Source organism: Thermococcus sp. 21S7 (assembly GCF_012027615.1).
Taxonomy (GTDB): domain Archaea; phylum Methanobacteriota_B; class Thermococci; order Thermococcales; family Thermococcaceae; genus Thermococcus.
Map to the genome: position 1 here is coordinate 1 of NZ_SNUT01000007.1, position 20666 is coordinate 20666.

19 protein-coding genes and 1 tRNA gene are annotated in these 20666 nt (G+C 55.6%); 8 read left to right on the forward strand and 12 right to left on the reverse strand.

All coding sequences use genetic code 11. The features are described 5' to 3' along the window. Positions 1-64 precede the first annotated feature (64 nt). Positions 65-1648: a sodium-dependent transporter gene (locus tag E3E51_RS10825; RefSeq protein ID WP_167913139.1), complete on the reverse strand. Its 1584-nt coding sequence runs from the start codon at positions 1646-1648 to the stop codon at positions 65-67. Positions 1649-2260: 612 nt separating this feature from the next. Here E3E51_RS10825 and gdhA point away from each other — a divergent pair. Next, the gene (gene gdhA, locus E3E51_RS10830) at positions 2261-3520 is read left to right on the forward strand and encodes a glutamate dehydrogenase (protein ID WP_167913140.1); all 1260 of its coding nucleotides are present in this window, start codon (positions 2261-2263) and stop codon (positions 3518-3520) included. Between the two features lie 58 nt (positions 3521-3578). Here the strand turns inward: gdhA and E3E51_RS10835 are convergent, their stop codons facing one another. Together E3E51_RS10835 and E3E51_RS10840 are read right to left on the reverse strand one after the other, a co-directional pair. Next, the gene (locus tag E3E51_RS10835) at positions 3579-3941 is read right to left on the reverse strand and encodes a potassium channel family protein (RefSeq protein WP_167913141.1); all 363 of its coding nucleotides are present in this window, start codon (positions 3939-3941) and stop codon (positions 3579-3581) included. A 4-nt stretch (positions 3942-3945) separates the two neighbouring features. Further along, on the reverse strand, positions 3946-5109 hold the full coding sequence (locus tag E3E51_RS10840; protein ID WP_167913142.1) for a hypothetical protein: 1164 nt from the start codon (positions 5107-5109) through the stop codon (positions 3946-3948). Positions 5110-5227: 118 nt separating this feature from the next. Here E3E51_RS10840 and psmB point away from each other — a divergent pair, with 118 nt between their 5' ends. The 6 genes from psmB to E3E51_RS10870 all read left to right on the forward strand — a co-directional run bounded on the left by psmB (position 5228) and on the right by E3E51_RS10870 (position 10713). After that, on the forward strand, positions 5228-5839 hold the full coding sequence (gene psmB, locus E3E51_RS10845; protein WP_167913143.1) for an archaeal proteasome endopeptidase complex subunit beta: 612 nt from the start codon (positions 5228-5230) through the stop codon (positions 5837-5839). 10 nt (positions 5840-5849) lie between these two features. Further along, positions 5850-7796, forward strand: coding sequence for a beta-CASP ribonuclease aCPSF1 (locus E3E51_RS10850; protein WP_167913144.1), 1947 nt, complete (start codon positions 5850-5852; stop codon positions 7794-7796). Between the two features lie 6 nt (positions 7797-7802). Next, positions 7803-9137 carry a pyridoxal-phosphate dependent enzyme gene (locus E3E51_RS10855; protein WP_167913145.1) on the forward strand — a complete coding sequence of 445 codons (1335 nt, stop codon included), beginning with the start codon at positions 7803-7805 and terminating at the stop codon, positions 9135-9137. A 39-nt stretch (positions 9138-9176) separates the two neighbouring features. Continuing rightward, a complete protein-coding gene (locus E3E51_RS10860) occupies positions 9177-9530 on the forward strand; it encodes a hypothetical protein (RefSeq protein WP_346765967.1) in 354 nt (117 codons plus the stop codon). Positions 9531-9534: 4 nt separating this feature from the next. Next, complete coding sequence (gene rpiA / locus E3E51_RS10865; RefSeq protein WP_167913146.1) at positions 9535-10215, forward strand: ribose-5-phosphate isomerase RpiA; 681 nt, start codon at positions 9535-9537, stop codon at positions 10213-10215. A 267-nt stretch (positions 10216-10482) separates the two neighbouring features. Further along, positions 10483-10713, forward strand: coding sequence for a hypothetical protein (locus E3E51_RS10870; RefSeq protein ID WP_167913147.1), 231 nt, complete (start codon positions 10483-10485; stop codon positions 10711-10713). 250 nt (positions 10714-10963) lie between these two features. Here E3E51_RS10870 and E3E51_RS10875 read toward each other — a convergent pair whose 3' ends face one another. Then, a complete protein-coding gene (locus tag E3E51_RS10875; protein ID WP_167913148.1) occupies positions 10964-11455 on the reverse strand; it encodes a putative toxin-antitoxin system toxin component, PIN family in 492 nt (163 codons plus the stop codon). After that, on the reverse strand, positions 11456-11737 hold the full coding sequence (locus E3E51_RS10880) for a hypothetical protein (RefSeq protein WP_167913149.1): 282 nt from the start codon (positions 11735-11737) through the stop codon (positions 11456-11458). A 407-nt stretch (positions 11738-12144) separates the two neighbouring features. Between E3E51_RS10880 and E3E51_RS10885 the strand changes: the two genes are divergently transcribed. After that, positions 12145-12232 (forward strand) — tRNA-Leu (locus E3E51_RS10885). A gap of 102 nt (positions 12233-12334) precedes the next feature. On the opposite strand, the gene upp is transcribed toward E3E51_RS10885, so the two are convergent. The 7 genes from upp to E3E51_RS10920 form a co-directional block, all read right to left on the reverse strand. Continuing rightward, on the reverse strand, positions 12335-13003 hold the full coding sequence (upp, locus tag E3E51_RS10890) for a uracil phosphoribosyltransferase (RefSeq protein ID WP_167913260.1): 669 nt from the start codon (positions 13001-13003) through the stop codon (positions 12335-12337). A 50-nt stretch (positions 13004-13053) separates the two neighbouring features. Further along, complete coding sequence (locus E3E51_RS10895) at positions 13054-14538, reverse strand: MATE family efflux transporter (protein WP_167913261.1); 1485 nt, start codon at positions 14536-14538, stop codon at positions 13054-13056. 38 nt (positions 14539-14576) lie between these two features. Next, the gene (locus tag E3E51_RS10900) at positions 14577-15971 is read right to left on the reverse strand and encodes an MATE family efflux transporter (RefSeq protein ID WP_167913150.1); all 1395 of its coding nucleotides are present in this window, start codon (positions 15969-15971) and stop codon (positions 14577-14579) included. A 56-nt stretch (positions 15972-16027) separates the two neighbouring features. Next, entirely contained in the window at positions 16028-16441 is a 414-nt protein-coding gene (locus E3E51_RS10905; protein ID WP_167913151.1) for a type II toxin-antitoxin system VapC family toxin, read from the reverse strand. 9 nt (positions 16442-16450) lie between these two features. Then, positions 16451-16672: an AbrB/MazE/SpoVT family DNA-binding domain-containing protein gene (locus tag E3E51_RS10910; protein WP_167913152.1), complete on the reverse strand. Its 222-nt coding sequence runs from the start codon at positions 16670-16672 to the stop codon at positions 16451-16453. Positions 16673-16773: 101 nt separating this feature from the next. Next, the gene (ppsA, locus tag E3E51_RS10915) at positions 16774-19125 is read right to left on the reverse strand and encodes a phosphoenolpyruvate synthase (RefSeq protein WP_167913153.1); all 2352 of its coding nucleotides are present in this window, start codon (positions 19123-19125) and stop codon (positions 16774-16776) included. A gap of 135 nt (positions 19126-19260) precedes the next feature. After that, complete coding sequence (locus tag E3E51_RS10920; protein WP_167913154.1) at positions 19261-20655, reverse strand: glycosyltransferase family 39 protein; 1395 nt, start codon at positions 20653-20655, stop codon at positions 19261-19263. Between the last annotated feature and the right edge of the window lie 11 nt (positions 20656-20666).

Consider the following 20666-nt stretch of genomic DNA (forward strand, 5'->3'; position numbering starts at 1 on the left):
TATGAATATGGAGCCCCAAGCAAAGACTAGGAAAGCCAGAGCGCCTGCGTCCATCTTCATCACCTCAGACCTTTATGAGCACCTCGTTCTTTGCAAGCTCCTCGCCGTACTTCTTCTTGATGGCCATGTATGCCTCGATGGCACCGATGATGAGGATTATGAGGATCACTATCCTCGCCCTGGTGATGAGGCTGACGACCTCAGGTGTGTAGTCGTAGCCGAGAACCTGCGTAACGTAGGCCTCTGAGACGCTGAATGCACCCATCTTGGCGTAGTTCCAGGTGTTTCCTCCAAGGAGGAACAGCATGAAGAGCGGCGCTATGTAGACCATGATTGGCTTGTACCATTCCGGCACTTTCATGAAGGCACCCTTGTGGAGCTCCTCCCAGAAGTTGTCGGGCTTGAAGAGCCAGACTGCAACGATGACGTCGAAGAGACCGAGGATGACGAGGAAGTAGCTGCCGACCCACATGTCAAGCTCGCTGAGGTATGCGAGGGTGCTGTCAAGGGCAACCGGCAGTCCGAGCAGGAACAGGAATCCAAAGACCGCCCAGGTGCCTATCTTCCTGTCGAGGTGGATGTCCTCCTCCAGCATTGCCACGAGGTAGTTGTAGGTTGCGATGGCCGAAGTGAAGCCCGCGAACCAGAGGAGCAGGAACCACATTGCGCCGAATATCCTTCCACCAGCCATGTTCATGAAGACGTTCGGCAGGGCCATGTAGGCCAGACCGACACCGGCCTTGGTGGCGGCGTCCGGACCCATGTAGGCAAAGGCTATCGGGATGGCGAGCGAGCCACCGAGAATGACCTCAGCAAACTCGTTGAGTGAGACCGTTGCGAGACCGCTGAGGGCGACGTCATCCTCGGGACCGAGGTAGCTGGCGTAGTTGTGGATGATACCCATACCGAGGGACAGCGTGAAGAATATCTGTCCTGCCGCCGCCAGGCTGATCTTGAAGAAGTTCTGGCTTAGGGCTTGGAAGTTTGGCTTCCAGATGTACTCCAGACCTTTGAGGGCGCTCCACTCGGGCTTGACCGGTGAACCAAGGGTCAGGGCCCTGATCACGAGGAGTATAGCAAACACGTAGAGGAGCGGCATCATGACCTTGACCCAGCGCTCGATACCCTTGCTGACGCCCTGTCCGACCGCTATTCCGAGGAAGAGCATCGTCAATCCCCAGAAGAACAGCACTGACTTGGTGTCAGCGACGTAGTTGAGGAAGAACTGCACCGTGTCCTTGCCGAAGTAGGCCCCCGTAAGGCTGTAGTAGGTGTACGCTGCCGACCAACCGATGATCTGGTAGTAGTATGAGCTCAGCAGCGAAGCGACCGAGAACGCCAGCATTCCGCCGATAACGCCGAATATCAATGCGGTCTTGGGCTTGACGCTCTCCCTTGCCATGAGGTAGAACATTGGGCCAATTGTACCGTGACCGTACTTACCACCGTAGCGACCGGTGGTCCACTCAACCCACATCACAGGGATTCCCAGCAGTACGAGCGCCAGGAAATATGGTATCATGAACGCTCCGCCACCGTTGCTGGCGAGCTGGTACGGGAACCTCCAGAAGTTACCAAGACCGATGGCGTTACCTGCCATCGCTAAAATCAAACCAATCTTTGTAGCCCATTGATCTCTTTGTTCCACACAATTCACCCCCGTTCTTAAATGTATGGGCTTTAGCACCCCGTGTACTGCGGCGGGGCATTATGTATAAGACAAGGCATTCTATAAAAAGCTTTCTAATAGCTTTTTTCGACAAAAGACGATTTACTCAAGCGTTAAACCCTGGTAGTCACTCTCTCGTCATTTTTTTAATACGTTAAAAAAGCGTAAGCCCCTTCTTGGCATTGTGACAATTTAACGCCTAAAATGATGCAAAATGACGAATCTTCGCCCGTTCATAATCATCAAAGTATTTAACCAAAGGCGGTTACAGTTGTAACGGTGCCCGATGATTGGAACGAGAGTGATCTGAGGGGATGATGACCGACTTCTCGCTGAGGGCGCTCGTTTCAACATCCTTTCATGCATTTATATTCAATGGTGTTTTTTTATGTGCGTCAATGTATAAAAAATCTTGGATGTACAGCCCTGTTTTTGTCCCGAAATTTCGGGAGGATTTTTCTTTTCGTCGAAAATTTCCGTACATAACTTTTTGTTTGAAATCAACCGTTCTCCTGCCTCCTTTATCGAAAGGTTTATATATGCAAATGCCTAAGAGCCTATCGCAAATTACCGAAACCCGAGGTGGTAAAGATGGTCGAGATTGACCCGTTTGAGATGGCCGTTCAGCAGCTCGAGAGGGCTGCCCAGTTCATGGACATAAGTGAAGAGGCCCTTGAGTGGCTCAAGAAGCCCATGAGGATTGTTGAGGTCAGCGTTCCGCTTGAAATGGACGATGGTTCTGTTAAGGTTTTCACCGGTTTCCGCGTTCAGCACAACTGGGCCCGCGGTCCGACCAAGGGTGGTATCAGGTGGCACCCGGCCGAGACCCTCAGCACCGTTAAGGCCCTCGCCACCTGGATGACCTGGAAGGTCGCCGTTGTTGACCTCCCCTACGGTGGAGGTAAGGGCGGTATCATCGTCAACCCGAAGGAGCTCAGCGAGAGAGAGAAGGAGAGGCTCGCCAGGAACTACATAAGGGCCATCTACGACGTCATCAGCCCGTGGACCGACATTCCGGCCCCGGACGTTTACACCAACCCGCAGATCATGGCCTGGATGATGGATGAGTACGAGGTCATCAGCAGGAGGAAGGGCCCGAGCTTCGGTATCATCACCGGCAAGCCGCCCGGAGTTGGCGGTATCGTCGCCAGGATGGACGCCACCGCCAGGGGTGCCAGCTTCACCGTCAGGGAAGCCGCCAAGGCCCTCGGCATGGACCTCAAGGGCAAGACCATCGCCATCCAGGGTTACGGTAACGCCGGCTACTACATGGCCAAGATCATGAGCGAGGAGTACGGCATGAAGGTCGTCGCCGTCAGCGACAGCAAGGGCGGCATCTACAACCCGGACGGCCTCAACGCCGACGAGGTTCTCAAGTGGAAGCAGGAGCACGGCAGCGTTAAGGACTTCCCAGGCGCCCAGAACATCACCAACGAGGAGCTCCTTGAGCTTGAGGTCGACGTCCTCGCCCCGAGCGCCATCGAGGGTGTCATCACCAAGGACAACGCCGACAAGATCAAGGCCAAGATCGTCGCCGAGCTCGCCAACGGCCCGACCACCCCGGAGGCCGACGAGATCCTCCACGAGAAGGGCGTCCTCATCATACCGGACTTCCTCTGTAACGCCGGCGGTGTTACCGTCAGCTACTTTGAGTGGGTCCAGAACATCAACGGCTTCTACTGGACCGTCGAGGAGACCAGGAAGAGGCTCGACGACAAGATGACCAAGGCCTTCTGGGACGTCTACAACACCCACAAGGAGAAGAACATCCCGATGAGGGATGCCGCCTACGTTGTCTCCGTCCAGAGGGTCTACGACGCCATGAAGCACCGCGGATGGGTGAAGAAGTGATTTCTTCTCCCCCTTTTCTATTCGTTCCTGCTCTTCTAATGAAATGCTGGAGAACGTTCTAGAGCTTTTTGCCCCGTTCCTGGTAGAGCCTCGATATCGCCTGCATCGCGGCCGCGACCATTATTCCCGTCATTATCATTCCCAGTATCGGCAGTACGAAGGCGCAGAGGAGCTTTGATATCGGTGTTGTGGGGGTTATGTCCCCGTAGCCGACGGTGAAGGCGGAGATGAAGGCGAAGTAGATTCCGTTGCCAATTTTTAGGGACTCCTGAAATGCGAGCACCACGCCAAAAGTGACTATCAGGGTAAAGAGGCCGAGGAGAATGCTTTTGACGTAGTAAAGAACCTTCAAAAATTCGTGAAGGAAGGTGCGAAAGCCTATGAGCTCGATTTCGAGTCCTTCCTCCGTCTCCTTCTCCATTCCGTCACACCTTCGCCCAGTACTCCTTCTCCTCGACCATCGCCCTTATCATCTCGTCCTCGTCCTTGAACATCGTCCTCCGCGATGGGTTCTGCATGCCGTAGAACTCCATGAACGGGCTCGGGCGGCGCTTGAACGGGTAGTAGAGATATATTGCCGCCAGCGTCCTGTACGCCTCGGCCATCTCGCTGATAACGCCGGCGGAAACGCCTTCCGCGTAGTGGTAAACCGCTATGGCCTTGCTGACGTCGACGAGGTTGAAGTCCCTCTCTACGAGCTGGCGCCTCAGTATGTCCGTGGCCTGCTCTATGTCCCCCCTGTCGAGCTCCTCCACCTGTTCCCCATCCAGGAGGTGTTTGATTTTGATGCGCGTTATCGAGGGGTCTCTGTTGACCTGCGCGTCGTACTCTGCAACCACCCACCAGTCGTCCAGTGCCCCGGGATCGAGAACCGTGAAGTGCCCGCTCAGCTTGTTGTAGAAGTCCCTCACCCTGTGGTAGTACTCCTCCTCGTGGCCGGTCATCGGGTAGCTGAGATAAACCAGCGGCTTCTCGGCCTCGTGGAATATCAGGTCGAGGAAGACCTCGTAGGGGTGCCTTATGCCGAACTGGAGGATGTAGCGAACCTCGATGCCTTCTTTCTTCAGCTCGTGTATCAGGGTCTTGACGTGGTTTATGGCGTCCTCGCGCCACATGACGAGGGTGGTGAGCTTTATGTTCTCCTGGTTCTCGCCGAAGCGCTCGAACCATTCCGGGTCGTTGATGATGCGCCTCCTGACCGAGAGGACGTCATCGAGGACTATTATCACGCGGTTCGGCCTCAGAAGCTTCAGATTGCTGGTCGTGAAGCCTATAACGCTTCCGCTTCCCCAGCGGAAGAGGCTCGGCGTTGAAACGAGATGGAACTTTTCCTCGCTTTCATCTATCTCATTTCTTATTCTATTGAAAGCCTCGTCCCGTATCTCGTTCATCAAATCCTGGTGGTTTATGGCGAAGTCGAGAACGTTCTTCCTCGTTATCTTGACGCCCAGCTCCTTTCCGACCTCCCGGATGTAGTCGAAGACGTGGTAGTAGGCGTGGCTCTCTCCGTCGGCGAGTTTCAGCGCCTCGGTTATGTACTCATCGCGCCCGTTGAGCGGCGGCCCTGTGAGCAGGATAACTTCCTTCATCGTACCACCCCACTGCGTCTAAACGTAGGCTTCGGACGAAACCTTTAAATACTATTCCCCTAAACTGGCGTTGTAGAAGTTCTTCTATTCTAAAAACATACCAGCAGGGGTGTTGTAATTGGCTGAAAAGCTAAAGGGAACGACTACGGTCGGCATTGTATGTAAGGACGGCGTCGTCCTAGCGGCGGACAGGAGGGCATCGCTCGGCAACATGGTGCTTTCAGAGAGCGTTACCAAGGTCTTCCAGATAGACGACCATCTGGCCTTGGCCGGTGCTGGGAGCGTTGGAGACATACTCTCGCTCGTTAGGCTTCTGAGGGCTGAGGCCAAGCTGTACAGGGCGAAGGTTGGGTATGAAATGAGCGTGAAAGCCCTTGCTACGCTGACTTCTAACATCCTTCACGGCAACAGGTTCATGCCGTACTTCGGGTGGTTTCTCATAGCCGGCCACGACGAGAAGCCCGGACTGTACTCGATAGACATGGCCGGGGGTATTACCGAGGATAAGTTCACCGCCGCGGGCTCTGGGATGGAGTTTGCCTTCGCGGTACTGGAGGATAGCTACACCGAGGACATTAAGCTGGAAGAGGGCGTAAAACTTGCCCTCCGGGCGATAAAAGCCGCCACAAGGCGCGATGTTTTCACGGGGGATGGAATAACCCTTGTTACTGTGACAAAAGATGGCTACCGGGAGCTGAGCAAGGAGGAGATGAAGGCTCTTCTAAAGTGAGGTGGTGACTTTGATAAGGAGAGAAACTTTCGTTGATGACATCTTACGGGACATAAAGGCTGTGATAAGCCAGATGGTTCCCAGGGAGGCTAGGATAACCGACGTCGAGTTCGAAGGGCCGGAGCTGGTCATATACGTCAAGAACCCTGAGGCCATAATGCAGGACGGAGAGCTCATCAAGAACCTTGCCAAGGTGCTCAAGAAGCGCATCAGCGTTCGCCCTGACCCGGAGGTTCTTCTCCCTCCGGAGAGGGCCGAGGAGATGATAAAGCAGCTCGTTCCGCCTGAGGCAGAGATAACCAACGTTAGCTTTGACCCATCCGTTGGGGAGGTTCTCATAGAGGCCAAGAAGCCCGGCCTCGTCATAGGAAAGAACGGCGAAACCCTGAGACTCATAACCCAGAGGGTTCACTGGGCGCCGCGCGTCATAAGGACTCCCCCGCTCCAGAGCCAGACCATCTACTCCATAAGGCAGATACTCCAGGCCGAGGCGAAGGACAGGAGGAAGTTCCTCAGACAGGTTGGGAGGAACATCTACCGCAAGCCCGAGCTGAAGAGCGAGTGGATTAGAATTACCGGCCTTGGGGGCTTCCGCGAGGTTGGAAGGAGCGCGCTCCTTGTCCAAACCAACGAGAGCTATGTTCTGGTTGACTTCGGCGTTAACATAGCCGCGCTGAGGGACCCCAAGAAGGCTTTTCCACACTTTGAGGCGCCGGAGTTCAGGTACGTCCTCGATGCCGGCCTGCTCGACGCCATCATCATAACCCACGCTCACCTCGACCACAGCGGAATGCTGCCGTACCTCTTCCGCTACAAGCTCTTCGACGGGCCGATATACACCACCCCCCCGACCAGGGACCTGATGGTACTCCTCCAGCAGGACTTCATCGAGATACAGCAGATGAACGGTGTTGAGCCGTTGTACCGCCCGAGGGACATCAAGGAGGTCATCAAGCACACCATAACCCTAGACTACGGTGAGGTCAGGGACATAGCCCCGGACATGAGGCTTACCCTCCACAACGCCGGCCACATCCTCGGCTCGTCCATCGTCCACCTCCACATAGGCAACGGTCTCCACAACATAGCCATAACCGGCGACTTCAAGTTCATCCCAACGAGGCTCTTCGAGCCCGCTGTGAGCAGATTCCCGAGGCTTGAGACGCTCGTCATGGAGTCCACATACGGTGGAAGCAACGACTACCAGATGCCTCGCGAAGAAGCCGAGAAGCGCCTGATAGAAGTCATCCACCAGACGATAAGGAGAAAGGGCAAAGTCCTGATTCCGGCGATGGCGGTCGGTAGGGCACAGGAGATAATGATGGTCTTGGAGGAGTACGCCCGCGTTGGCGGCATAGAAGTGCCCATATACCTCGATGGAATGATATGGGAAGCTACTGCAATCCACACGGCCTACCCTGAGTACCTCAGCAAGCACCTGCGCGAGCAGATATTCCACGAGGGCTACAACCCGTTCCTCAACCCGATATTCAAGAGCGTCGCCAACAGCAGGGAGAGGCAGGACATTATAGACTCCGGCGAGCCGGCCATAATCATAGCGACCTCGGGCATGCTCGTCGGCGGTCCGAGCGTGGAGTACTTCAAACAGCTCGCCCCGGATCCGAAGAACAGCATGGTGTTCGTCAGCTACCAGGCCGAAGGAACCCTCGGAAGGCAGGTTCAGAGGGGACTCCGCGAGATACCGCTGGTCGGAGAGGGCGGAAAGACGGAGGTAGTCAAGGTCAACATGGAGGTACACACCATAGACGGCTTCTCCGGTCACGCCGACAGGCGGGAGCTGATAAGCTACATAGCGAGGCTGAGACCGAGGCCGGAGCGCGTCATAACGGTTCACGGCGAGCCCCACAAGTGCCTTGACCTGAGCACCAGCATCCACAAGAAGTTCGGCCTGTCGACGAGGGCTCCCAACAACCTCGACGCCATAAGGCTGAAGTGATGTCCGATGCAGGTTCGCTGTCCGAGCTGCGGGAGGCTCCACTCCTCCCTTATTCCCTTGACCTGCTCCTGCGGTGAACCCCTTGGAATAACCTACGACTACGAGGGTGTGAACGTTTCTGCCTGGAGGGACAGGAAACCCGGTGTCTGGAGGTATCGGGAGCTTCTTCCCGATGTAAAGCAGATCATCAGCCTGAACGAGGGCGGAACGCCCCTGCTGAGAGCCAAGCTCGGCGAGGAACTCGGTCTGAACGTGTTCATCAAGGACGAGACCCGGAACCCCACGGGCTCATTCCGCGACAGGCTCATCACCGTTGCCCTCTCTTACGGCCTCCCCCATGCCGAGAACGGTTTCGTGGTTGCGAGCAACGGGAACGCGGCAGCTTCCCTTGCCGCTTACTCCGCGAGGGCAGGGGTCGATGCCTACACGGTCGTGCCCAGGCTGATAGAGTCCGGAAAGCTCAACCAGATAGTGGCCTTCGGTGCCAAGGTTATACGCTACGGCGAGAGCGTTGATGAGGGCATAAGCTACGCGGAGGGACTGGCTGAGGGGAAGGGGCTCTACAACGTAACGCCCGAGAGCAACATCATTGGCCTTGAGGGGCAGAAAACGCTCGCCTTTGAACTCTGGGAGGAGCTGAATCCAACCCACGTGGTGGTCCCAACCGGCAGCGGAAGCAACCTCTACAGCATCTACAAGGGGTTCGTTGAGCTCATGGAGGTGGGCGCCATTGAGGAGATGCCCAGGCTCATAGCGGTGCAGGCCGAAAAGTGCTCCCCCATAGCGAGCGAAATCTTGGGCGTTGAGCCGAGGGCGGAGCCGACCAAGGCCCTGGCGCTCTACGTGAAGAACCCCGTGATGAAGGAGCTCGCACTTCGGGCCATACACGAGACCGGCGGAACCGCGGTGATGGTAGGCGAGGATGAACTCGACCTCGGGCAGAGACTGCTCGCCGGCGAGGGGGTCTTCGCGGAGTACGCTTCGGCGGTAATAGTTCCCGCCCTGCTCAAGCTGGCGGAGGAGAACTACTTTGAGAGGGACGACAGGATAGCGCTCATCGTGACCAGCTCGGGCCTCAAAGGGCACTACTCCGAAACCAGGGAGAAGTTCAGCATAGGCGGGACGAAGCTCGACATCCTGAGGCTCCTCAGCGGGAAGGTGATGTACGGCTACGAGATATGGGAGGCCCTTGAGAGGCCCCTGAAGTATCAGGCCGTATACCAGCACCTCCGCGAGCTTGAGAGCCTGGGTCTGATAGGTGAATCCCACAGAAAGGGCAGACGCGTCTACTACCGGCTGACGGATAAGGGCCGCAGGTTCCTGGAGACACTGTCCGGATAGCGGAAAGGTTTTAAAAGGTCTTTTTAAAGCTAAGCGTAGGTGAAGAACGTGGAGCTGGCAATTGAACATAAGTTTTCACTCTCAGTTTACCTGTGGGGACTCATCTGTGGGCTCGCGAGTGGCGTAGCCGCCGCGAAGTTTCAGTACGGTTGGATGATAGGTATTGCCATGTTCTTGGTCACCGATAAGGTAGTCATGGCCATCATAAAGGAGCTACCGCCCGACATTGAGGAAGAGCGTCTGATACTCAGGAAAGCCTTCTGGGGCTGGTTCATGTTCTGGCTGTACTTCACGATGTTCAGCTACACCCTGATGGTCAACTTCCAGCCCCAGTTCTATTCAAACCAGAGCCTGCTGTATCAGCTCACACAGAACGGAACGGTGATGGGGTGATCCCATGGAGGAGTTCAAAAGGGCCGTCGCGAGGGAGGCGCTGAAGTTCATCGAGGACGATATGATAGTCGGCCTCGGCACCGGCTCAACCACCGCCTACTTCATCGAGTACCTCGGCAAGCTCATCATGGAGGAGGAGCTTGAGATTTACGGTGTTCCCACCTCCTACCAGGCCAGACTCCTGGCCATTGAGAACGGTGTGCCCGTTGTCGGCCTGGACGAAGTCGATGCGATTGACATCGCCGTTGACGGCGCCGATGAGGTTGACCCGCACCTCAACCTCATCAAGGGCCGCGGTGCGGCGCTCACCATGGAGAAGATAATCGAGTACAGAGCAGGAACTTTCCTCGTCCTCGTTGACGAGAGCAAGCTTGTCGAGAGGCTCGGCCAGAAGATGCCGGTTCCCATCGAGGTCATCCCGGCAGCCTGGCGCGCCATAGCCGAGGAGATAGAGGTCTTCAACGCCACCGCTGAGCTGAGGATGGCGAGCAAGAAGGACGGGCCGGTTGTTACGGACAACGGCAACTTCATCCTCGACGCCAGGTTCCACCGCATAGACGACCCGCTCGACCTTGAGATAGAGCTCAACAACATCCCAGGCGTCGTTGAGAACGGCATCTTCGCGGACATAGCAGACATAGTCCTCGTCGGCACCAAGGACGGAGTTAAGAGGATGGAGCGGTGAATTTGCCTTTCTTCCCTTTGGATTTCCCTGAGTTAAATTTATAAGCCTGCCCTGGGTTACTATTCTCGAACATCCAGCGCGGGGGTTGCCGAGCCTGGTCAAAGGCGGTGGACTCAAGATAGGCTTTTTTCGCCGAATGAAGGCCTCTCCAGTCAGAATGACAACAAAGAAGAGCCACGCGCCGATAACGTTTTTACAGGAAAGGCTTTGATAGACTCAACGGCCAAGATCCATTATGGTCGTGATAGACAGAAATACGTCGAATGGGTGAAGCGGCGCACGCCGAGCATGGCCAGGAAGTACATTCCCATGCTGGATAAGTTCCTCTGGGGGAAGAAGGCCAATACTCCCGAAGAGCTTCGCCGGATTGTTGAGTCAATTCCTCCGACTAGGAACGGCCTTCCCAACCGGCACGCTTACCTCGCGATACGGAGTTACATCAACTTCTTGGTGGATACAGGGAAGATTAGGAAGAGTGAGGCCATTGACCTGCAATGAGTTAATGAGGCTGAAGTATTTACTGATGAGGTATCAGCCAATGGACGAGAGAACGCTGTCCTTAGCGGTTTATGCTGTCGGGATGCTTGTCGGATATCGGTGTTTTAAGTCCTGATTCTTCTCTTTTTCGTCGCTTGTCGTTCTAGGCGTCACGGTCCTGGTCGAGATCTCGAAAGGACCAGAGCAAAAAGAAGGCACGAGAAGGCTTTTTTAGTGCTCAAAAAAGAGCGTTACGACAGGCGTCGAGGCTTTAGCTTATCCCGTATTTCTCCCTGATGTGCTTCAGGAACTCTCCGGCAGTGAGAATGTAAAACCAGTGTCTCTTGAGGTTGAACCTGAGCGTCTTTTCATTCCTCAGGCTCACTAAGTGCTCCGTGTTCATACTGATTAGATAGCGAGCCTTGGAGGCGTAAACTACGTTGAGGAACTTGACGTCGTCCAAGTGGCCGACGGCCTTGACTATCTTAGGATCTTCCTCGAACTTCACGCGGGGAGAAACCTTCTTAGTGTGGTTTTGGACGAGGTTGTAAATGGCCTTGGCCTTCTCAGGTTTCCCAACAAGGAGTCCAATGATTGCAAGGGTTTCCTTCATCTCCCTCAGGGTCTCCTTTGAACCGTAATTTTGAAGGGTTGAGGCCCTAAGAAGCTCAAGAATCCTGATGGCTGGACTTCGAGAGGGGTCCTTGGTCTTCAGAGCACTGATTAGAATTGAGGTGTCGAGGACGACCTTGAGCTGGACCATTCAAATCACTCCGAGTTTTTTCAGCTTCCGCTCGATGCGGTGGAACTTTTTAAGCTCTCTCCTGGCCAGTTCAAGGAGTTCCATAGTGCTTAAGTTTGCGGTTCTTTTGTCTTTCAGGATTATCTTCCAGGCCTTTTCGTCGCTCATGGGTTTGTCCATTTCACTCATTAATTCTCTCACTTGAAAGAACCAGATGATGTCCTCTGGCTTTTCCTTCGTGGCCTTGGCGAGGCCGTCAATTACTGACTCGAAGACTCGCCTATCAACGGCTTTTACCGCCATGCTCTCACCGGGTTATAGTTCGTGAGGGGATAGATTAACTTTGTGGTGGTTTCTGGCCGATTCTCCAGGGTGTCGGGGGGAAGGGTTTTTAGGCCAAAAATTTATAAAGTCTGTTGGGTGTTTTCGTCATGGTAAAATCGGGTGGTGTGTACGTACACTCCCAAGCGATCGAGAAGGAGCAGGTCGGAGCAGGGAAGCGGAGGCGTCCGAGGCGCCTTTCCCCGCGTCTGTACATTACGCTACCGCCAGAAATCTATCGGAAGGCCAAGGAGCGCTGGGATAACGTGAGCCGAATCATTGCGAGCCTGCTTGAGGTGGCTTTGTCAGAGGATTTGACGGTCGAGGAGGTCGTGACGGCCGTAACGCTCCTTAGGAGTGGCGCTTTGGTGGTGAATTCGCCTGTTGGCGCGGGGGTTGCCGAGCCTGGTCAAAGGCGGTGGACTCAAGATCCACTCCCGCAGGGGTTCAGGGGTTCAAATCCCCTCCCCCGCACCAGAGACTCTGTTTTCCCGTATTTATAACTCGGGTCAATTGGTCCTTGTGAATTTTTTAGAATTTCTGGAGGGCTGAGAAAAATAATAAAAAATCGCCGCCATATCAAACCTTAATCGGCGCGCCGAAGGCCCTGTCGCCGGCGTCTCCAAGGCCGGGAAGGATGTACCCGTGGTCGTTGAGCTCCCTATCTATGGCCGCTACGAACATCTCGACGTCCGGGTGGGCTTCCTTTATCCTGCTTATTCCCTCCGGAGCCGCGAGAACGCCAACTATGACGTAGCGCTTGGCCTTCCCGTACTTCTTGACCTCTTCGAGAACCTTGATGAGCGTTGAGCCGGTTGCTATCATCGGGTCAGCTACGATGACGGTGTCCTCCTCCCTTATCTGCGGTACCTTGACGTACCTCATCTCTATCTCGAACTTCGGTGCCTTTCCGCGGGAGGCCGAAACGATGCCAACGCGGGCATGGTCGAGAACCTTGATGAGGCCCTCCATGAGGGGTATCGCCGCGCGGAGAACGGTGATTATGACGACGTTGCGCCTGTCCTTGACTATCGTTCCGGTGGTCTCCTCAAGCGGCGTCTTTATCGGAACCTTCTCGACCTCCATCGTCTTTGTCAGCTCGTAGGCCATGTAGCGGCCGAGCTTGACGAGACCCTTTCTGAAGGCTATCGGCCCCGTTCTCTCGTCCCTCAGCTCCGTCAGAATCTCCATGATGAACGGGGAGTCTTCAAAGGAGTAGACACCTTTCCACCGCTTGTCCTCTATCATCGCTCTCACCGGTGGTTGGTCTGGGGAAGGGTTTATTAGCCTTCCGGCTGTCAAGCCGTGGCCTTCTCGGGCTCGGTTTTTGCCTTCTCTTCGATTATCCGCCTCATCCACGTTCCGCGCAGGAACCAGGCGAGGGCGACTATCGCGGCTATAAAGTTGCTCATTCCCATGCCAAAGAACACTCCCCTGCTCGTGAAGTCGAAGAGTTCCGCGAGGGGAATTCTAACCGAGATGACCCTGTGGACAACAGGTACCATCATGGAGAAAGCCAGGGCTGGAATGTAGCCGAAGGCGTAGCTGAGCGGAATCCTCAGACCCCAGAGACGGAATATGCCGAGGGCCATGCTCTTCTTGGTGTGGCCGGCGGAGCTGAAGGTTCTGTTCACGACTATGAAGATACCGTTGAAGAACGGCACCGATATGAGGAAGTACTTCATAACGACTCCGCTCTCCTTAATAACGGCTGGATCGTTGAGGAACACGCGGAATATTTCGACGCGGAAGACCCCGATCAGCAGTATCGCGAGGCTCGCTATGGCGAAGTTTATGACCATCGTCCTCTCGGCTATCCTCTTGGCCCTTTCGTAGTTCTCCGCCCCAACGTTCTGGGCTATCATTGTGCCCATGGCCATGCTTATACCGCGCGAAATGCTCGTTAGGAAGTTCACCAGTCTGGTGGTTATAACGTAGGCGGCGTAGGTGACATCGCCGAAGCCGAAGATTATCCTCGTGAGGATGACGAACCCAAAGCTGTTCGCCGACTGGCCAATGCTCGAAGGCAGGCCCACCTTGAATATCCTCCGGTAGAACTCGAAGTCGGGCTTAAGGCTCTCAAGGCTCAAGCTCAGTCCAACCCTATCGGTGAACAGGAGGTAGAGTCCGATGAGGGCTCCCACTAAGTTGGCAAAAACCGTCGCTATGGCCGCTCCGGCGACGCCCAGCTCTGGGAAGCCGAGCCATCCGAATATGAGTATCGGGTCGAGGATTATGTTTACCGCCACCGTGAGGAGGGTTATCTTGACGGGCGTTTTCGTGTCTCCCGTCGCCCTTACGAGGGCTCCGAAGGCCATGAACGTAAAGGAGAACGGGATGCCGAGGAATATTATCGTCGCGTAGGTGAGCGAGTACGGATAGACGTTCTCGCTGACCTTCATGAAATGCAGGGCGTACGGCAGGAGGAGCGTCCCGATTACGGCAGTCGCCGTCGCGAAGAACAGCATGAGCGAGTAGAGGGCTCCGGCAGAGCGGTTGGCCTTCCCGTACTCCCCCGCCCCGATGTACTGCCCGACGAAGGCGAAGCCCGCCGTCGTGAAGCCCATACCCAGGGCCATGAGGGTTCCTATTATCGGCCAGGTGACGCCCGGGGCTGAGAGCGCTTCCCTCCCGAGTTTCCCGAGCCAGAAGGTGTCCGTGATGTTATAAACAACCTGGACTAGGTTGTTGACGATAAGCGGGCCCGCCAGAACGAGGAGTGTCTTTTCTATGGGCCCGTTCAGTATCTCCTCACGCATCCTCTGGATTTTCTCGTCCCTCATGTCCAATCAGACCGCAATCGAAACGGTGATATATAAAGCTACCCCTTCTCCTCTATGATGCGGCTCATCCAGCTCCCGGTCAGGAACCACGCGAGCGCGACAACCGCGCCGAGAACGTTGCTCAGACCCATTCCCAGCCACATCCCGGCCGTGTCCTTCACGAGGATTCCGAGGCCGTAGCTGAGGGGAAGTCTCAGCACCCATAGGCGGAGCATGCTCAGCACCATGCTCTTCTTGGTGTGGCCGGAGCTCTGAAAGACGTTGTTTACCGCCGAGAATATTCCGAAGAACGGCAGCGACGCGGAGAAGTACTTGACGACCTTTGCGCTTTCCGCTATTATCGCGGGGTCGTTGATGAAGAAGCTGAATATTTCCACACGGAAGAATGCGAAGAGGAGCGTTCCGACGCTCAGGATGGCGAAGTTTATCGCCATCGTCTTCTCGGCTATGGTTTTGGCCCTCTCGTAGAGCCTTGCCCCAACGGTCTGGCCGACCATCGTGCCCATAGCCATGCTTATTCCGTCCGAAAAGGCGAACATGAAGTTGGTGAGCCTGTTGGTTATCGAATACGTAGCGAAGGCCACATCCGCCTCGCCGAACTGACCGCCAAGGGTGAAGATTATCCTGGCGAGTATGACGAAACCAAGGGCGGTGGTCGATGAACCAACGCTTGAGGGTATGCCAACGCGGAAGATGCGCTTGTAAAAGGGCCAGTCCGGCTTCAGGCCCTCAACCGTGAGGTGTATTCCCACCTTCCCCTTGAAGAGGAGGTATCCGCCAACGAGTGAGCCAAGGCTGTTGGAGAGCATCGTGGCTACGGCAGCACCGACGACTCCGAGCTCCGGAAAGCCCGCCCAGCCAAAGATGAAGAACGGGTCCAGGACTAGGTTGAGGAGTACGGTGGCTATGTTTATCTTAACGGGCGTTTTGGTGTCTCCTATGGCCCTCAGGAGGAAGTTGAAGGCGAAGAGCGTGAAGGCGAAGGGTATCCCTGCGAAGATGACGCGGGTGTAGTCGAGTGCGTAGGGGTAAACGGTCTCGCTCACGTTCATGAACTGGAGGAGGTACGGGGCGGAGATAACGCCGAATATCCCAACGCCGATGGCGAAGAACATCATGAGGGAGTAGAGCGCCCCCGCGGCACGGTTTGCCTTTTCGTACTCCCTTGCCCCGACGTACTGGCTGACGAAGGCGAAGCCCGCCGTGGCGAACCCCATTCCAATGGCCATGAAGAACCAGACGAGGGGCCACGCCGTCCCAGGTGCCGCAAGCTCCTCCCTTCCAAGCTTTCCAAGCCAGTACGTGTCGGTGAGGTTGTATAGAACCTGCACGAGCTGATTTATGATTAAAGGATAGGCTAACAGGATGAGCGTTTTAACTATCGGCCCGTTGAGTATCTGTTCGCGCATGGCATCTACTTTCTCGCCCTTCATTGAGACGGCTATCGAAACGTTGGTATAAAAAGTTTATTGTGGATAAAAGAACCATCTCAGGGAAGAACGTGAACGTCGAGATTCAGGAAATGTCTATCAAATGTGTAGATTTCGTTGATGCCCAGTTCCTTCATCTTCAAATAAGCCAGGGCGTCGTTTACGCTGATTCTCCTCTTGGATGCCACGAGGGTGGCTTTTAAGTAGTCCTCCGGAGTGACTGAAAGAATATGAACGTTGTCCGCCGTGAGCAACTCTTCAATGAAAGCCAGTGCTGTGGATAGGTTTACTTTGGCTTCTATTATGTTGGCAACCTCACTTAGATGCACAACAGTGGTAGCTACCTCCTCCCCGTCTTCAATTCTCCTCAGGATCCTCATTGCCCGCGTTTTTCTTTCAAGAACCTCTTCTGGAAGGTTCGGCCTTGACCTCAACAGGGCGTACAGGAAGACGTTGGCGTCTATGAACCTCATCCTGACACCTCAGTAGAGGCTTTCCAGGAGCTCTTTTTCAACGTCGGTTCCTTTAATCTCGGCATCAATTATGTTAAAAAACTTGGAGAGCCTTGGTTTCTTCCGGGGGATTATCTCGATCCTGTCATCAAGCTCAATTAGAATGACCTCATTTCCCCACCTCTCACGCCAGCTCTTTGGCAGGACAAGTCTTCCCTGGGGATCAATTTTTTTGACTTCCACAGTGGTCATGTAATCACCATTAGCTTATACAAACTGGGACAAAATAAGGCTTTTGGTATGGAGGAAAACTTCAACCTCAAAAACGAATGAAGAGAAAAGGGAAGAAGGCTTCACTCGAAGAGGGCCTTCCTGGCGGCCTCAAGCCTGAGCCTGGCCTCTTCCCTGGCAACGGTCTTCCTGACAAGCTCGACGGCGTCCGGGTTGGCGCTGACGCTGTCGATGCCGAGCCTGACGAGGAGCTTGACCATCCTCGGGTCGCTGCCGGCCTGGCCGCAGATGCTGGTCTCGACGCCGTACTTCTTGCAGGTCTTGATGACGTTCTCGATGAGCTTGAGCACTGCCGGGTGCTTCTCGTCGTAGAGCTTAAACACTCTCTCGTTGTCCCTGTCGATGGCGAGGGTGTACTGGGTGAGGTCGTTGGTACCGAAGCTGATGAAGTCGATGCCCTCCTTGATGAGGTCCTCGATGATGAGGGCGCTGGCCGGGGTCTCGATCATGACGCCCCACTCGACGTCCTTGTGCGGAACGAGGCCGACCTCAAGGGCGATCTCCTTGGCCTTCCTAATCTGCTCCGGGTGGCTGACGAGCGGGAGCATGACGCCGATGTTGTCGTAGCCCTCGTCGACGAGCCTCTTGATGGCCTTGAACTCGGCCCTGAGGAGCTCCGGCTGGTCGAGACCGCGCCTGATGCCTCTCCAGCCGAGCATCGGGTTCCTCTCGTCCGGCTCCTCCTCTCCGCCCGGAAGCTCGCGGAACTCGTTGGTTGGGGCGTCGAGGGTCCTGTACCAGACGCGCCTCGGGTAGAAGGCCTCGACGACGGTCCTGATGCCCTCGACGAGCTTCTCGACGAGCTCCTCCTCCTTGCCCTCCCTGATGAACTTGATCGGGTGGGCACCGATGCCGAGGATCATGTGCTCGGCCCTGAGGAGACCGACACCGTCGGCGCCGGTGGCTGCAGCGCGCTCAGCGACCTCCGGCATGGAGACGTTGACCTTGACCTCGGTGGCGGTGACGAGCGGGGCACCGGCAACGACGACCTGGCCTCCGGCCTTCTCTTCCTCCTCCTTCTTGACGAGGCTCTTGACTATGCCCTCGTAGACGACACCCCTGGTACCGTCGACGGTGACGAGCATGCCGTCCTTGAGGAGCTTGGTGGCCTCCTTGGTACCGACGACGGCCGGGATGCCGAGCTCCCTACTAACGATGGCGGCGTGGCAGGTCCTTCCGCCCTCGTCGGTGACGATTGCGCTGGCCCTCTTCATGGCCGGAACCATGTCCGGGTTGGTCATGGTGGTGACGAGAACGTCGCCCTCCTTGACCTTGTCGATCTCGCTTGCCTCGAATATGACGACAACCTTACCGGCACCAACGCCGGGTGAAGCTCCAAGACCCTTGAGAAGGACGTTCATCTCCTCGGTCATCTCAGCCTCCTCCGTCTTGACCTCCTCCTTAAGGGTGGTGATCGGCCTGCTCTGAACGATGTAGAGCTTGCCGTCGTCCTTGTCGTAGGCCCACTCGATGTCCTGCGGCCAGCCGTAGTGCTCCTCGATCTTGGCACCGATCTTGGCAACCTCGATGATCTGCTCCTCGGTGAGAACCTGCTTCTCAACCCACTCCGGGCCGAGGAAGTCGGCGACCTTGACGTAGATGGTGCCCTTGCCGGTCTCCGGGTTGCGGACGACCATGACCTCCTTCTTGGCGATGTACTTCTCCTTTATCTTCCAGGTGCCCTTCTCGACGATGTACTCGTCCGGGGAAACGCTGCCGCTGACGACGGCCTCACCGAGGCCCCAAGCGGCGTTGATCATTATCTCGCTCCTGTCGTTGGTGACCGGGTTGGCGGTGAACATGACACCGCTGGTCTCACTGTTGACCATCTTCTGGACGACGGCGCTGAGGTAGACCTTGCTGTGGTCGAAGCCCTGCTTGGCCCTGTAGAAGGTGGCTCTAGCCGTCCAGAGGCTGGCCCAGCACTTCTTGACCTTGTCTATAACGTCGTCAACACCGTAGACGTCGAGGTAGGTCTCCTGCTGGCCGGCGAAGCTGGCCTCGGGGAGGTCCTCAGCGGTGGCAGAAGAGCGAACGGCAACGTAAACGGCATCCTTGCTGAACCTCTGGGAAAGCTCCTTGTAAGCCTTCTCAATCTCTTCGGCGATCTCCGGGAGCATCGGAAGCTCGATTATCTTCTGTCTGATCTTAGCGGTGTTCTCCTGGAGCTGTTTGGAGTCATCAACGTTGGTCTCGGCGATGACGCCCATAATCCACTCCTGGAGGGTCTTACCATCCTCAAGCTTGACGTTCTCAACGAAGTACTTGTATGCCTCGGCGGTAACACAGAAGCCGGGCGGAACCGGAATACCGGCGTTGGTCATTTCCCCAAGGTTGGCACCCTTTCCGCCAACAAGAGCGACGTCGCCCTTTCCGAGTTCCTCAAACCATCTTATAAATTTGTATTCGCTCATGCGAATCCCTCCACAATCTTTTACTGCGGGTGATATATCGAGGGTTCATATTTAAAATTAACTATCCAAGGCTGTTCTCTGGCGTACATGAATGAAAAAGAAGGCAAATGTGTCCATTAGTAGAATAAGGTTACCCTAAAACTTTCTGACATAAACAATAAAGTTCCCGTTTTGGAATTCCTTTGCAATCCGATAGTTGCCGCTGCTCTCTATGTTGAGTTCTGGATCAGATTTCACGCGGACTATGACATCATAGCGGCCCTCTGAGATGCGCTCCCGCACCTGCGGGACGTCCATTATCACCTGAATGGTGGCGTCCGGATAGTAGAGGCCTGCCATTGTGTACATCTTCTGCGAGACGAGCAGCCAGTCCGCGGGATAGTTCTTGGAGGCGTACTCAAAAACCTCCACGTAGATTGCTCCCTGCTTGTCCCAATCGTCCTTGAGGGCCGAGGCGTCCCCCCAGATGGGCACTAGGAAGAGCACTAGGAGCAGGACGGCAACGTGCTTTTTGTATTCCCCTGCTCTGGTGGCTTCTGAGAGGACATTTGAGATTCCCCACAGCCCATGGGCAGCCAGGAGCGCCAGCGCAGGCGAGAGGAATGTTATGAACCTCTCCTCCTTGTGGGTCACAGTCATTATGCCGAGCAGGCCCACGAAGAGCCAGCTAATCAGGAGCCAGCCCTCTTCGTCTTTCTTGAGCAGGACGAAGCCTATGGCCGCAAGGAGGGCGATTACTCCTATGGTGTTGATGAGCATCCCGATATAGTCAAAGGCCGATACGGGGGGTGCGTTGGTCACGTACTGGGTTGCAACGCTGAAGGGTTTGAAGGCTCCGCCGTAGTGGATGTGTCCCATGTACAGCCAGGGAAGGAGCGTTATCGCCAGCAGGGCGAAGCCGATGGGGTACTCCCTCTTCTTTACCCATTCCCAGTGCTCGGTCAGGTACAGGTACGCCACCGTAACCCCGATTATTGACAGACCGGTGTACCTGGTGAGTATCGCTATTCCCGCCACGATGAAGGAGAGGTATAACCTCCAGGTGGAACCGTTTTTCCTGCCGGTGTACAGGAGGTAGATGGACAGGGTGTAGAAGAAGGTGAACTCGCTGTGGACGAGTTCCCTGGTTCCCATAGCGAACGCCAGGGGGTTGAAGATGTAGAGTGCAGCCGCCAGAATGGCCTTCACTTCATCGTTCCACATCCTGAGGGCGAAGAGGTAGGTGAGGCCGGCCGTAAGCGAGTAGAAAACTGCCGACACCAGCCGGGCGAGGGTCACGTGATGTTCCGGCGAGAAAAACCTGAAGAGTACGGTGAGGGTGTAGACGTAAACGGGCGGGCGGTACATCATGTAAACGCCCTGGTACGTGTAGTTTGTTATTCCGTGGAGGAGGTTTCTGGCAATGTCGATGTAGAGTGCTCCGTCGTAGGTTATGGTCTTTGAGGGGAGCGCTATAACTGCCAGAATTAGGGTGAAGAGTGATATCCCTGCGCTTACTAAAAACTCTCGGTTTCCCGAAATTCTCCTCATGTCAACCCCTG

Bases quoted from the DNA above. Each gene is read 5' to 3' on its own strand.
- ppsA (WP_167913153.1), bottom strand. From the start codon at position 19,125: ATGAGCGAATACAAATTTATAAGATGGTTTGAGGAACTCGGAAAGGGC.
- E3E51_RS10840 (WP_167913142.1), bottom strand. From the start codon at position 5,109: ATGAAGGAAGTTATCCTGCTCACAGGGCCGCCGCTCAACGGGCGCGAT.
- E3E51_RS10875 (WP_167913148.1), bottom strand. From the start codon at position 11,455: ATGGTCCAGCTCAAGGTCGTCCTCGACACCTCAATTCTAATCAGTGCT.
- upp (WP_167913260.1), bottom strand. From the start codon at position 13,003: ATGATAGAGGACAAGCGGTGGAAAGGTGTCTACTCCTTTGAAGACTCC.
- gdhA (WP_167913140.1), top strand. From the start codon at position 2,261: ATGGTCGAGATTGACCCGTTTGAGATGGCCGTTCAGCAGCTCGAGAGG.
- rpiA (WP_167913146.1), top strand. From the start codon at position 9,535: ATGGAGGAGTTCAAAAGGGCCGTCGCGAGGGAGGCGCTGAAGTTCATC.
- E3E51_RS10900 (WP_167913150.1), bottom strand. From the start codon at position 15,971: ATGAAGGGCGAGAAAGTAGATGCCATGCGCGAACAGATACTCAACGGG.
- E3E51_RS10920 (WP_167913154.1), bottom strand. From the start codon at position 20,655: ATGAGGAGAATTTCGGGAAACCGAGAGTTTTTAGTAAGCGCAGGGATA.
- E3E51_RS10910 (WP_167913152.1), bottom strand. From the start codon at position 16,672: ATGACCACTGTGGAAGTCAAAAAAATTGATCCCCAGGGAAGACTTGTC.
- E3E51_RS10835 (WP_167913141.1), bottom strand. From the start codon at position 3,941: ATGGAGAAGGAGACGGAGGAAGGACTCGAAATCGAGCTCATAGGCTTT.
- E3E51_RS10855 (WP_167913145.1), top strand. From the start codon at position 7,803: ATGCAGGTTCGCTGTCCGAGCTGCGGGAGGCTCCACTCCTCCCTTATT.
- E3E51_RS10905 (WP_167913151.1), bottom strand. From the start codon at position 16,441: ATGAGGTTCATAGACGCCAACGTCTTCCTGTACGCCCTGTTGAGGTCA.
- E3E51_RS10880 (WP_167913149.1), bottom strand. From the start codon at position 11,737: ATGGCGGTAAAAGCCGTTGATAGGCGAGTCTTCGAGTCAGTAATTGAC.
- E3E51_RS10895 (WP_167913261.1), bottom strand. From the start codon at position 14,538: ATGAGGGACGAGAAAATCCAGAGGATGCGTGAGGAGATACTGAACGGG.